Annotated in this window: 14 protein-coding genes; 4 read left to right on the top strand and 10 right to left on the bottom strand. The window is 43.5% G+C overall.

Annotated features, from left to right (window positions below; genetic code table 11):
- Nucleotides 1-157 precede the first annotated feature (157 nt).
- On the top strand, nucleotides 158-469 hold the full coding sequence (locus IEV16_RS03955) for an EthD family reductase (protein ID WP_188364368.1): 312 nt from the start codon (nucleotides 158-160) through the stop codon (nucleotides 467-469).
- Nucleotides 470-487: 18 nt separating this feature from the next.
- Here the strand turns inward: IEV16_RS03955 and IEV16_RS03950 are convergent, their stop codons facing one another.
- Together IEV16_RS03950 and IEV16_RS03945 are read right to left on the bottom strand one after the other, a co-directional pair.
- On the bottom strand, nucleotides 488-868 hold the full coding sequence (locus IEV16_RS03950) for a SpoIIAA family protein (protein ID WP_188364367.1): 381 nt from the start codon (nucleotides 866-868) through the stop codon (nucleotides 488-490).
- A gap of 102 nt (nucleotides 869-970) precedes the next feature.
- Nucleotides 971-2,404: a beta propeller repeat protein gene (locus tag IEV16_RS03945; RefSeq protein WP_188364366.1), complete on the bottom strand. Its 1,434-nt coding sequence runs from the start codon at nucleotides 2,402-2,404 to the stop codon at nucleotides 971-973.
- Nucleotides 2,405-2,531: 127 nt separating this feature from the next.
- Here IEV16_RS03945 and hemE point away from each other — a divergent pair, with 127 nt between their 5' ends.
- From hemE to IEV16_RS03930, 3 genes are read left to right on the top strand one after another with little or no spacing between them, the layout of a single operon-like run.
- Nucleotides 2,532-3,578 carry a uroporphyrinogen decarboxylase gene (gene hemE, locus IEV16_RS03940; RefSeq protein WP_188364365.1) on the top strand — a complete coding sequence of 349 codons (1,047 nt, stop codon included), beginning with the start codon at nucleotides 2,532-2,534 and terminating at the stop codon, nucleotides 3,576-3,578.
- Nucleotides 3,578-3,913, top strand: a complete 336-nt coding sequence (locus IEV16_RS03935) for a Rieske (2Fe-2S) protein (protein ID WP_268234395.1) — start codon at nucleotides 3,578-3,580, stop codon at nucleotides 3,911-3,913. The genes hemE and IEV16_RS03935 overlap by 1 nt, the downstream gene beginning before the upstream one ends.
- The gene (locus IEV16_RS03930) at nucleotides 3,903-4,295 is read left to right on the top strand and encodes a GtrA family protein (RefSeq protein ID WP_188364363.1); all 393 of its coding nucleotides are present in this window, start codon (nucleotides 3,903-3,905) and stop codon (nucleotides 4,293-4,295) included. Before IEV16_RS03935 ends, IEV16_RS03930 begins: the two co-directional genes overlap by 11 nt.
- A gap of 232 nt (nucleotides 4,296-4,527) precedes the next feature.
- Here IEV16_RS03930 and IEV16_RS03925 read toward each other — a convergent pair whose 3' ends face one another.
- The 8 genes from IEV16_RS03925 to yidC form a co-directional block, all read right to left on the bottom strand.
- Complete coding sequence (locus tag IEV16_RS03925; RefSeq protein ID WP_188364362.1) at nucleotides 4,528-5,079, bottom strand: hypothetical protein; 552 nt, start codon at nucleotides 5,077-5,079, stop codon at nucleotides 4,528-4,530.
- A complete protein-coding gene (locus IEV16_RS03920; RefSeq protein ID WP_188364361.1) occupies nucleotides 5,080-5,658 on the bottom strand; it encodes a DNA-3-methyladenine glycosylase I in 579 nt (192 codons plus the stop codon).
- The gene (locus IEV16_RS03915; RefSeq protein WP_229728236.1) at nucleotides 5,648-6,022 is read right to left on the bottom strand and encodes a VOC family protein; all 375 of its coding nucleotides are present in this window, start codon (nucleotides 6,020-6,022) and stop codon (nucleotides 5,648-5,650) included. Before IEV16_RS03915 ends, IEV16_RS03920 begins: the two co-directional genes overlap by 11 nt.
- Before the next feature lie 100 nt (nucleotides 6,023-6,122).
- The gene (locus IEV16_RS03910) at nucleotides 6,123-6,470 is read right to left on the bottom strand and encodes a hypothetical protein (protein ID WP_188364360.1); all 348 of its coding nucleotides are present in this window, start codon (nucleotides 6,468-6,470) and stop codon (nucleotides 6,123-6,125) included.
- 66 nt (nucleotides 6,471-6,536) lie between these two features.
- Nucleotides 6,537-7,199 carry a response regulator gene (locus tag IEV16_RS03905; protein ID WP_188364359.1) on the bottom strand — a complete coding sequence of 221 codons (663 nt, stop codon included), beginning with the start codon at nucleotides 7,197-7,199 and terminating at the stop codon, nucleotides 6,537-6,539.
- The gene (locus IEV16_RS03900) at nucleotides 7,192-8,589 is read right to left on the bottom strand and encodes an ATP-binding protein (protein WP_188364358.1); all 1,398 of its coding nucleotides are present in this window, start codon (nucleotides 8,587-8,589) and stop codon (nucleotides 7,192-7,194) included. The genes IEV16_RS03905 and IEV16_RS03900 overlap by 8 nt, the downstream gene beginning before the upstream one ends.
- Before the next feature lie 94 nt (nucleotides 8,590-8,683).
- Nucleotides 8,684-10,003 (bottom strand): tRNA uridine-5-carboxymethylaminomethyl(34) synthesis GTPase MnmE, encoded by a 1,320-nt coding sequence (gene mnmE / locus IEV16_RS03895; protein ID WP_188364357.1) that lies wholly within the window; start codon nucleotides 10,001-10,003, stop codon nucleotides 8,684-8,686.
- Nucleotides 10,004-10,005: 2 nt separating this feature from the next.
- Nucleotides 10,006-11,742, bottom strand: a complete 1,737-nt coding sequence (gene yidC, locus IEV16_RS03890; protein ID WP_188364356.1) for a membrane protein insertase YidC — start codon at nucleotides 11,740-11,742, stop codon at nucleotides 10,006-10,008.
- Nucleotides 11,743-11,751: the final 9 nt, after the last annotated feature.

The raw sequence follows: 11,751 nt of genomic DNA, 5'->3' as shown, positions 1-11,751 counted from the left end.
ATTCGCTACGCTCACCAACCGGCTCGGCGGGTCGTGCTGCTCAGCAGCACTCCTATGTATATTTCGTTGTTATGGCTTATAAGTTCAGATAAAAAATTGCAATTAATTAACGGGTATCCCGTAAACCGAATTGATAGAGCTATTATCGAGCAAAACAATGATTAATCTCACCGTACTGTATCCTCAGCCTGACGATGTTGAGAAGTTTGAATCTGATTACGCGGATCATATAAAACTGTTTCATAAGAGAACCGGTCTGCCCAATGATGTTAAACCTTACACCGTGACCCGGTTTGCCCACGGACCGCAGGGCAAGCCGCCTTATTATCTGATGTTTTCCATGCCGTTTGATTCGGCTGAGGCACTGGAGTTAGCCATGACTTCACCCGGTATGCAGGCGGTGGCAGCTGACGTCAATCGGATTTCCACATGGGGTGCACCGACAGTTTTAATCGGACAGTCCGATTAAATGTGTCCATAAAATATTTTATCGTTGCAACCAATTGTAAGCGGTATCCAAATCCTGAAAATGCTTGACATCCCCTGAGACAAACCAGCCGCCGACTTTGGCCGCCAGTTTTTGCCATTTTTGGTTGCCGATGATGGCCACTTTTGTGAATTCACCGCGGTATTTTAGGCCGAGTTTAAAATCGTCCCAGGCGGCTCGTAATTCCCAACCTTCCATTTGTCGGCCGTCAAATAAAACTTTTATCCGTGGTTCTTCAATACCCGCGAGGGCCGATTCAATCATTGGCGTGATGACCTGGTAATCTTCATGGGTGAGCTTGCCGAGGGCTTTGATGGTTAATAAAAATTCATTGTTAAATTGTTCAATACCGATGGATAAACCGTGTCTTTTTATGCCCATGACCAATACCTCTTCAAAACCTTTATTTTAACAAGCCGACTTTAAGAGAACGTAAAAAAACCGGCTCACAGTGGCCGGTTTTTTTATCGGTTGATAAGGGCATTATTTGATCCCGCGTTTCTTTTTAATTTCTTCGATGCGTTTTTGATTGTCGATGTGTTCCTGCATACGATAGTCGATAGGGGATTTCATAATTTTTAACGGTTGCCAGTTTTCGCCCTCGATTAAATTACCGCCCATATCCATTTTACCCCATTGGGAATTGGCCACATAATAGACATGATTATCGACCAGGGTGCCGTTGCCTAAGGTGACAAAATCCGGGTGCGAGGCTTCAACCGGAAAAGTCATTTTAATCAAAAGGTCTTGCGCCAAATCAAAACGCATCACCCGGGCCGGTGAAACACCACTTTGAATGCCGACCAAATCGCCATCCACATAAAACAAATCACTGATACCGGTAAAGAATCGCTCACCTTTGGGGTCCATGTTACCCACTTTTTGGGTTGCTATATCAATCACATAGAGACCTTTTTCAAAATCTGCCACATATAAATAACTGTCATCGGTATTTGATGTGATGGCTTTGATGGCGTTGAGACCGGGTAATTCAATGACTTTCTCGGGTTTATCGGAATCTGCATTGAGTTGATAGATGGTTTTATCGAACAAACTTAAAAAATATAAGGCGCCAGCGTGGCCCATATGTAAGGCTGTGAGTAGTTGTGGGGTTTGGCTATCACCGAACACAACGCGTTTGATTAATTCACCATCACTCAGTCTATATTGACTGATCATAGCTCGACCGAGGTTTTGTTCGGTGACGCCATTGAATTGGGGCATAGAGGCAGAAGCCACCCACAGAGATTTGTTGTCATTGGCTAATACCATATCCACCGCACCCCAGGGGCCTTTTTCGGGGTTGGCATCTGATATAAAGGGGCTGAACTGACCTTGTTGGTCGATTTGGTAGATTTCACCGCTGCGGATGCTGGCCAATAAAAAACGTTGGTTGTTTTTATCATAGACCATGTTTTCAAACAGCATCCCGGAAAAACTGTCATCGACGGTGGCCACCACTTTACCTTCGCCGTAGGCTGTGGCATTGTCTTTCATACCATTGACGATATAGTCATAGACTTTGGTGCCCTGAATGTTTGTAAAACTATCATCACCGTCAATCTGATAACTTAAACCGGCATTTTGTAATTTCACCAGGGCGTTATAAGCACCGGTTTTTTCATCCACAAGGGCATAGGCTCTGGCCAGCTCAAACTGAAATTCCGGGTTGTTGGGTTCTAACTGGGCAATGCGCTCCCAAACCATCAAATGGCGTTTGTGTTGTTTTTTTTTCATTGTGCCCTCAGCCACCTGCAGTAACTGGGGAATGTAATTGGCACGCATGATTTCTTGCTGAAAGGTTTTATCCTGTGGTGAAAGCTGATTGTCTTCCAGCGCCTGGGCAACCAGCGGCGTACTCATAATAATTAACAGTAATGGCAGTAACTTTTTCATTTTTTTTAGGTGATTTTTCATAGGCATAGTCTGACCTTTGTAATGGCCTAAGGTTCAAAAAGCCTGCATTTTAACAAACAATCACTGTGTAAGCTGTTTATCGCCTGTGATACTGCTAAAATAGCCGTTTTTTTGTTGTCCCTTGGTCATGGAATTAAAAAACGATTTGTATTTACGTGCTTTGCGCCGCGAAGCCACCGAGCGCACCCCGGTATGGCTGATGCGACAGGCAGGACGTTACTTACCCGAATACCGTAAGGTGCGCGCCAAAGCCGGTGATTTTATGACACTGGCCGGAACCCCGGAAATGGCCTGCGAGGTCACCATCCAACCGCTGGAACGCTTCCCACTGGATGCGGCGATTATTTTTTCAGATATTTTAACCATCCCCGATGCCATGGGCTTGGGTTTACATTTTGTCCAAGGTGAGGGCCCGCGTTTTGCTGAACCGATTACGGATGTGGCACAAATTGGCCAATTACCGATTCCTGATGCTGAAGATTTACAATACGTCATGGACGCCATTAGTTTAACGGTGAAAACCTTAAACGGGCGAGTGCCACTGATTGGTTTTGCCGGCAGTCCATGGACTTTGTTCACTTATATGATTGAAAATGGTGGTAGCAAAACGTTTGCTAAATCAAAAGCCATGCTTTACAAAAACCCTGAAGCAGCCCATCAGTTACTGGATAAACTGGCACAATCAACGGTGAAATATTTAATTGGCCAAATTCAAAGCGGTGCATCTGCGGTACAGGTTTTTGACAGTTGGGGTGGTGCGCTATCACCGGCTGATTTTAAAACGTTTTCTTTACGTTATATGCAACAAATTGTCGATGGCATTAAAGACGCCGGCTACGGTGACACACCGGTGGTGTTATTCAGCAAGGGCGCCAATCAAAGTCTCACCGCTTTGTCAGAAACCGGTTGTCATGGTTTAGGTGTTGATTGGACCATTAATTTAGATGATGCTTTGAAATTAACCGGTGGTCAGGTTGCCCTTCAGGGTAATTTAGATCCGGCCACATTGTATGCCCCTGACGATCATATTGATCAGGCGGTTAAACAGGTATTGGATAGTTATGGCAACCAACCGGGGCACATCTTTAATCTTGGCCATGGTATGCAACCTGATATGGAGCCTGAAAAAGTGGCGTTACTGGTGGATGCCGTGAAACGTCATTCACAACGCTAATGTCTGTTTTTCTCTGCAACCTCAGCGACTTAGTTGAAGATAAGTGGATGACCTTTGCTGCAGCAGATGGTGATGAAGATGACACTTATATGGTTAAAAAACAAGGTGAAAACATTTTTGTCTATCGTAACTTTTGCCCGCATCAGGGCCGACGCCTGGATTATGCCCCGGGTGAGTATTTAGAAACGCCAGATAAACAAGTGGTCTGTCCGGCCCATGGCGCCACTTTTCAAACAGAAGATGGCTTTTGTACCGCCGGGCCCTGTGCCGGTGATGCCTTACGCGCGGTAACAACAGAAATAAAAGACAATCAGGTTTTTATTGATGTTGACTAAAGACACATTTGCATTGCTATTCCGCTATGGTCTGGTCGGTGGTCTGGCCACTGTGGTGCATTTTGGCATTGGCTTTTTAGCCCATGAACAACTGCTGATTAAACCATTTTATGCTCATGCTTTGGGTTTTATCGGCGGTTTATTTACCGCTTATCTGGGTCATTATCACTATTCCTTTAAGGACACCGGACGCCATCAAAACCGTTTTCCTAAATTTGTTATCTCGTCTTTAATTGCTTTATTTCTGCATCAGGGCGGGGTGCTGTTATTGGTGGATTATTGGCACCTGGATTATTCCTTTCAGGCGTTGCCCTTGTTGCTGGTAACGGTGCCACTGGTGACTTTTTTGATGGCCAGGTTTTGGGTTTTTTCTGACCACTAATCTGTGGATCAATATAGTTAATGTCAAAAGGCATTAATTGCACATCGGCCGGTAAGTTATCTAAATTATCATCATCCAAAAAATAAAAAGCTTTCATCGTCTATCACAGTCTGAAAACCCTTACTTTAATCGTCAGTTATGACTTAATTATGACGCTTTAGAGAAACTTCCTGACATCAGTGCGCTTGACGCCCTTAACCCTGACTGCCACAGCCACTTATGGCTATCAACTTTATTGCGGTGTTAATTGAGCCTGATAACGGGGTTCTTTATGACGCTTCAAATCATACGTGAGCACCTTTGTCTCCGGGTCATACGACAACATCCAGACGTTGGTTGATGCTTCAGGAATCAATGTCGCGGTTTCTTCATCGGCTTCAAAATATTGTTGATATGCACTACCGGCTTGATTTGCCCAACCGCCGTAATTGGTGACTTCATCGGGTGTACCATCGGCATGACGATGATCATGTTTCAGCAATAGACCTTTATCGGATTTTGTGATTACCCAGGTTCTGGAATGGTCTTCGCCCACGGCAAATTTAATGCGAATTTCAGTATCACTGCAATCGGCAAAGTCAGCCACCAGTTTTTTACCGGCAAAATCATGATCCGGATCATCGGGGTAGGTGCTGGCACCGGTGAAGACTTCGCCGCACAGCTCTTTCATATTGTTAAAAAAAGCTTGAGAGTTATTTGCTTCGGATGATTCTCCGGCTTGAATACCGAAGCTTAATAATAAAGCGCTGATCAGCACAGAAAATGTACATAGTTTTGACATCATTTAACTCCTAAGGGATTTATCGTAACAAAAACAATCGGTGGTGTGGTCGTTGACCAGACCGGTGGCCTGCATCAGTGCATAACAAATGGTGCTGCCGACAAATTTAAAGCCGCGTTTTTTTAAATCACGACTTAAGGCATCGGACTCTTTCGTGGTGACAGGAACCTGCCCGGACTCAGACCAATGATTGATTATCGGTTGTCCATCGACAAATTGCCAGATATAGTCATTAAAGCAGCCAAACTCCTGGCGTACTTTGATAAAGGCCCGGGCATTGCTGACTGCAGATGCGATCTTGAGCTTATTACGAACAATCTCAGGGTTCTCTTTTAATTGTGCCTGATCTTTTTCTGTAAATTGAGCCACCTGTTCAAAATCAAAATTCGAAAAAGCTTTTCTGTAACCTTCGCGTTTATGCAGAATGGTGGACCAGCTTAAACCCGCCTGGGCGCCTTCCAGGACGATAAATTCAAACCATTTTTTATCCTCATAAACCGGTCGACCCCATTCATGATCGTGATAGTTCTGTTCTAAAGGTGTGGCGTTTTGCGCCCATTGACAACGCTGTTTATTTGACATGCTGATCAATCAGTATGGTATGACCATCGGGATCTTTGACCACTATGCTGGCAGGGCCTTGACCTTGAGAATCACAATGGCGCTCTAATTTGATGTTTTCATCCATCAATTTTTGCTGTATTGTTCTGACATCATCATAATCCGATAATTGATTGGCTGATTGATCCCAACCGGGATTAAATGTCAGTAATGTTTCTTCAAACATATTTTCAAACAAGCCAATCAGGGTCTCTTCATTTTTCATAATAAGGTAATGTTGACCATCACCTGCAAATTGCTCAAAGCCTAAATGCTCATAGAACTCTTTCGATTTGGCTAAATTTTTAACCGGTAAACTCACAGAAAAAGCGCCTAATTTCATCATTAATCCCCTACAAATCAATCATTATAGCAATTTCTGTCTGGGAACATAAAAAAACGCCACCTGAGTGGTGGCGTTTTATACGTTTTAAGAAAAGGAAGGTTTATTGATTATCATCATCCATCATGCCTTTGTTTTCACGTCGATGTTTCTTTTTATGCTTCATTTTTTTCATGCGGTTTTTCATACGCTCTTGTCTTTGCTCTTTCATTTCTTGCCATTGCTGCATTTGTTCTTCAGTTAAAATTTCAGCCATCTTTTCGTGAGTTTCGGCTTTTACCTGATCTCGTGCTGCGTTCATGCGTTGCATATGGTCGGCCTTTAGTTCTTGCATTTGGCTTTGCTGATCTTCCGTTAAATTCAATTCGTCGTACATTCCTTTGCCATGTTCAGCAGTAGCCATACCGGCAAACATTAAAAGACCTAAACTTATCAATACTAATTTTTTCATGGATTTTCTCCTGTTGGTTTAAAGTCATCATAACCAACAAACGTGCAAATATTATGGATAAAAATTTTATTTAGACACAAACTGATAACCCAGCCCATAAATAGACTGAATATAATCATGGTCATCGATGGTTTTTAATTTTTTTCGAATTTTTTTAATATGACTGTCTATGGTGCGGTCAGAAATAATGCGGTAATCCTGATAGGCCTGATTCATCAGTTGATCACGGCTCATTACCTGACCAGTGTGTTGATACAATGTTTTCAATAAATTAAATTCGACCACCGTAAACTGAACTGATTTTTGTTGGATATGTGCCGATATCTGAGCATCATCCAGCGTCAAATCAGTGGCTATCGGTTGACTATTATGCCGTCTTAATTGAACCTGGACTCTGGCCACCAATTCACGGGGGCTGTACGGCTTGCATACATAGTCATCAGCGCCAATTTCCAGACCCATCAATCGATCAATTTCACTGACTTTTGCAGTTGTGATAATAATAGGAACCTGTGAAAATTCGCGGATAGTTTTTGTTAATTCCAAGCCGTCTTGTCCCGGTAGCATTAAATCCATTAAGATCACGGCCGGGCTGTTTTTTTTTAGCCACCTGATGACATCATCACCATGATTGATGATGGTGGTGTCTAATTGTGACCGTTTTAAATAATCAGCCATCAACTCGGCCAACGGCGCTTCATCTTCAACAATTAAAATATGTTTATTCATGGCTGTCTTTTTCCAGGGGTAAACGGATTGTTATGGTCAGACCGCCCAGGGATGAATCAAAGGCCTGAATGGTACCCTGGTGGGCTGTGACGATGTTTTTAGCAATGGTCAGACCGATGCCAAAACCGCCCCGATGTTTATTGCGGTCAGAATCAGGTCGAAATAAACGTTCAAATAATCTCTCATGGTATTGCTGTTCAACGCCCGGGGCACTGTCTTCAAACGTAATGACAAGCTGTTGCTTGTGTGTTTTTAAGCGGATGCTGATGACACCACCGGCATCGGTATAGCGCAACGCGTTATTCAGTACATTATTAAATAATTGTTGTAAACGCAATGCATCACCGATAATCCATCGGTTTTCTTCAATATCCTGCGTTAAGGTTAATTGCACGTCACTGACTTGTGATGAAAATGAGCGGATGACAGAATGTAATAACTGGCTTAAATTGACGGCTTGTTTTTGATATTGCATGGCACCGAGTTCGGTACCGGCTAAATCCTGAATATCATTGATTAACAGGGATAAGCTCATGACCTGACGGTGCAATTGATTGAGTTGTTCGTCTTCGGGTTTTACTATACCATCTTGCAGGGCCTCAATTTGGGCCCGCAACACCGAAACGGGTGTTCTTAATTCATGAGAAATATCGGTAAAAAAAGTTTTTTGGTTTTCACTGTTGGCCTGTAATGTCTGGCTCAAGTGATTGATGTTATCGCCCAGTCGTCCCAGCTCATCGCCACGGTTAATATCAATCATATCGCCATAGTGTCCCTGACTCATTTTTTTTACATGCTGGTTTAAACGTCGAATGGGGCGCGTAAAATAGCCTGAAATCGGCCAGCTGAGTAACAAAGTAAATAACAGTGCCAACCCAAACAACACCACAAACCACTTTTGCATGGTTTGGTTGAACTTTTTATCGAGGTGGTTATTAATGGCCTGTCTGTCAGGAATACGCAAGTAACCAACCGTTGTATCCTTGACCCGGATGGCCATTAATTTCAACGGTTGATGATGAGGTACCCGGCGACCTGTGATAAGGGTTTTATCAGCAGCCAGTAGCGCGTGGTATTTAAACATCTTCCAACGGCGCTCATGACGATGATTATTATCCGATTGTTCTGTCTGTTCAATAAGACTGTTGATCAACAACTCTTGCCACAAACCGCGGTCGATTTTGAATGCCTGCCAATGACCATTTTTTTGATAATAATCGGCCAATTGCTTGACCATGTTTTGATTGATATCGTCATAAAGAGATTGTTTATAGCGACTAAAACCGCGATCAAAACTCAGTGAAACAGCCAGTACCAGCAGCAGAGCCATACTCAAGGTCATGCCCAATAACAGCAAGAAGGTTTTTGTCTTGATTGATTTAATCGCCATTTTGTTATCCGGAGTTATCAATAGAATTGACATACCACGCTATCATGACACAACAATAAGGAAGAAAAAAGAAAGTGTTGTGTCATTAAACGGCTTACTTACCGATACAAAAGCTGGAAAAAATTTCACCCAGTAAATCATCCGACGTGAATTCGCCGGTAATGGCATTGAGCGCTTGTTGTGCCAGGCGTAATTCTTCCGCGGCCAATTCACCGATATTATGTGACAAATGCTGTTCGGCCAGATGCACGTGATGTTGTGTTAATTTTAATTGTTCAATATGCCGTTGACGGGCGGTGAAGGTATCTTCAGCCAGATCGCCACCTGTGACCATGGCAACGATGTGTTGTTTTAATTGATCAAGACCGGCACCGGTTTTCGCTGAGAGACGGACATCCACTTGCCGTGTTTGATTGTCCGCATGTAAACAATCTATTTTATTTAACACCACCAATTCATTGGCTTTCGCTTTTGGAAGTTGTTCAATCACCCGACTGCCATCATACACCAATAAAATAACATCACAACTGGCCTGAATGGCCCGGGCACGTTCGATGCCCTGTTGTTCAATGGGATCATCACTTTCACGAATACCGGCGGTATCGACTAATTTAACCGGAATGCCATGGATGATAATATCGGCTTTAATCACGTCTCGTGTGGTGCCGGCAATGTCTGAGATGATAGCCGTTTGTTCTTCAGTGAGGGCATTGAGTAAAGAAGACTTGCCAACATTGGGGGCACCGATAATGGCAATACTGATACCTTGATTCAGTAATACACCTGATTGGGTTTTTTTAAGTACGGCAATTAATGACTGATTTAACATGCTTAATTGCCTGCGAAGCTCACAATCTGCCAGAAAATCGATTTCCTCTTCAGGAAAATCAATGGCAGATTCAATCCAAACACGGGTTTCTATCAGCGATTTTAAGAGTTTGTTAATCTCGGCAGAGAATTCACCTTGTAACGATCGTTGTGAGGCCAGCACGGCTTGTTCTGAACCGCCGGCGATAAGATCAGCGATGGCTTCGGCTTGCACCAAATCCATTTTATTGTTTAAAAACGCCCTTTCTGAAAATTCACCGGGCCTGGCCATACGGGCGCCCAGGCGAATAATTTCGCTTAACAGCATATTTAATACCACATGACCGCCATGGGCCTGAACTTCCACCACATCTTCACCGGTAAATGAATTAGGTCCCGGAAAATACAGTAATAAGCCGCTGTCAATTAATTGTTGTTCGCTGTTATAAAATGACCTGAAATGGGCAAAACGCGGTTTAAAACGGCTTTTTCTCGCCAGGCGTTGAGCGATAGAAAACGCATCAGAACCGGAAACCCGAATAATACCGACACCACCGGTACCCGGCGCTGTGGCAATGGCCGCGATGGTGTCAGTTGTCTGGTTCATGGTTAATTTTTGTTATCTTTATTTTTGTCTATTTTTTTTGTTTTAACCGTCTGGCCACTGTCCTGGGCTTCAATGCGGCGGGTAATCACCCATTGCTGACCTAAGGATAACACTGAATTCAATGCCCAGTATAGGACCAAACCGGCCTGGAAAAAGGCGAACATGATGGAAAATGCAATCGGCATAAACTTCATGATTTTTTGTTGCATCGGATCCATACCCGGCGTCGGTGATAAGCGTTGGGTCATAACCATAGCAATGGCATTAATCGCCGGTAAGATGAAGTAGGGGTCAGGGCTGGATAAATCCTGAATCCACAGAATAAACGGTGCCTGGCGCAGTTCCACTGACTCCAGTAACACCCAATACAGCGCAATAAACACCGGAATCTGAATCAAAATAGGTAAACAGCCTCCCAAAGGATTGACCTTTTCTTTTTGGTACAAGGCCATCATTTCCTGATTAAATTTGGGTTTATCGTCTTTGTAGCGCTCTTTTAATGTCTGAATTCGCGGCTGTAATTTGCGCATCCGTGCCATGGATTTGTATTGCGCCTCAGAGAGTTTAAAAAACACCAATTTAATTAAAATGGTTAACAACACAATGGCCCAACCCCAGTTACCAACAAAGCCGTGGATTTTTTCAAGTAACCAAAACAAAGGTTTCGAAATCGCGGTAAACACACCATAATCGACGGTGAGATCGAGACCTCTGGCCACTTGCGGCAATTCATCCTGTAATTTTGGGCCCACAAACCAGGTCGAGTGAAAATCTGTCTGACCACCTGATGTCACTGTTTTGGCCGGTGCGATATAACGGATTAAATAGGGATAGCGACTGCCGGCGGTGTATTGGGTTTGCACACTGACTTGTTCAGCTTCGGGTATGATACCGGTGAAAAAGTAATGCTGTACCATCGCAATCCAGGCACCGGGTCCCATGGTTTTATTGATTTTTTCTTCCTGTAAATCTTCAAAATCAAGGGTTTCATAGCCGTTTTCAATGTCAAAATAGCCCACGCCCTTAAAGGAATAACGGCCGGCGTCTGTAAATGACGGCGAAGCGTTTTTCCAGGGGTTATTGCGTTTGATTTGTTGGTAATCACTGAGTGACAGGTTGTTTTCAGATTGATTGATGACCCGTTGGGTTAATTTTATCTCATAACTATCGGGCTGAATGTGGTAGGTTTTTTCTAATGTCACTCCATTTTTTTGGGAGGTCATGACCAAATCCACGGGCTGATTGCTTACCTTGAGCTGATTTTGTTCGGTGTAAAAAATATCTTGATGGGTAAAATTCAGCTCGTTACCCACCAAACCGGATTCGGCGCGATAGGGTTGCTCGCGGTAATCCATTAAAATCACATTTTTATCTTCATTTTTCTTCAGCGGATACTGCTTTAACTCGGCATACACCAAAGCACCACCCTGGTCAGAAAATTGTAATTTCAGCAAAGGTGTATCAACGGTGCTGATAACCTGAATGGTCTCTGCTACCTGTGCCTGATTCTCCGGCATTTGGCTTTGTTCCGAAGATTGCGTGGGTTTTGGGATATCAGCGCTGTTAGGTTCAGTCACAGGATTTGGTGTATCCACTTGATCAATTAACTGAGCTGAAGAGGTTGTTGAATCGGCCACGGCCGTTTCTTGTGGCTGGTGATAATCTTTTTGCCATTGGACGTACAACAAAAACCCCAAAAACATCATAATAATGAGGTAAATATTCTTTTGATTATTCATGACTTACTC

Source organism: Marinicella pacifica (genome assembly GCF_014636635.1).
In the GTDB taxonomy this organism is placed as follows: domain Bacteria; phylum Pseudomonadota; class Gammaproteobacteria; order Xanthomonadales; family Marinicellaceae; genus Marinicella; species Marinicella pacifica.
This window is presented reverse-complemented; position numbering and strand designations above follow the sequence as displayed.

Excerpts from the sequence above, each read along its gene's own strand:
- IEV16_RS03955 (WP_188364368.1), top strand. The coding sequence starts at position 158 with ATGATTAATCTCACCGTACTGTATCCTCAGCCTGACGATGTTGAGAAG.
- IEV16_RS03950 (WP_188364367.1), bottom strand. The coding sequence starts at position 868 with ATGGGCATAAAAAGACACGGTTTATCCATCGGTATTGAACAATTTAAC.
- IEV16_RS03945 (WP_188364366.1), bottom strand. The coding sequence starts at position 2,404 with ATGAAAAATCACCTAAAAAAAATGAAAAAGTTACTGCCATTACTGTTA.
- hemE (WP_188364365.1), top strand. The coding sequence starts at position 2,532 with ATGGAATTAAAAAACGATTTGTATTTACGTGCTTTGCGCCGCGAAGCC.
- IEV16_RS03935 (WP_268234395.1), top strand. The coding sequence starts at position 3,578 with ATGTCTGTTTTTCTCTGCAACCTCAGCGACTTAGTTGAAGATAAGTGG.
- IEV16_RS03930 (WP_188364363.1), top strand. The coding sequence starts at position 3,903 with ATGTTGACTAAAGACACATTTGCATTGCTATTCCGCTATGGTCTGGTC.
- IEV16_RS03925 (WP_188364362.1), bottom strand. The coding sequence starts at position 5,079 with ATGATGTCAAAACTATGTACATTTTCTGTGCTGATCAGCGCTTTATTA.
- IEV16_RS03920 (WP_188364361.1), bottom strand. The coding sequence starts at position 5,658 with ATGTCAAATAAACAGCGTTGTCAATGGGCGCAAAACGCCACACCTTTA.
- IEV16_RS03915 (WP_229728236.1), bottom strand. The coding sequence starts at position 6,022 with ATGATGAAATTAGGCGCTTTTTCTGTGAGTTTACCGGTTAAAAATTTA.
- IEV16_RS03910 (WP_188364360.1), bottom strand. The coding sequence starts at position 6,470 with ATGAAAAAATTAGTATTGATAAGTTTAGGTCTTTTAATGTTTGCCGGT.
- IEV16_RS03905 (WP_188364359.1), bottom strand. The coding sequence starts at position 7,199 with ATGAATAAACATATTTTAATTGTTGAAGATGAAGCGCCGTTGGCCGAG.
- IEV16_RS03900 (WP_188364358.1), bottom strand. The coding sequence starts at position 8,589 with ATGGCGATTAAATCAATCAAGACAAAAACCTTCTTGCTGTTATTGGGC.
- mnmE (WP_188364357.1), bottom strand. The coding sequence starts at position 10,003 with ATGAACCAGACAACTGACACCATCGCGGCCATTGCCACAGCGCCGGGT.
- yidC (WP_188364356.1), bottom strand. The coding sequence starts at position 11,742 with ATGAATAATCAAAAGAATATTTACCTCATTATTATGATGTTTTTGGGG.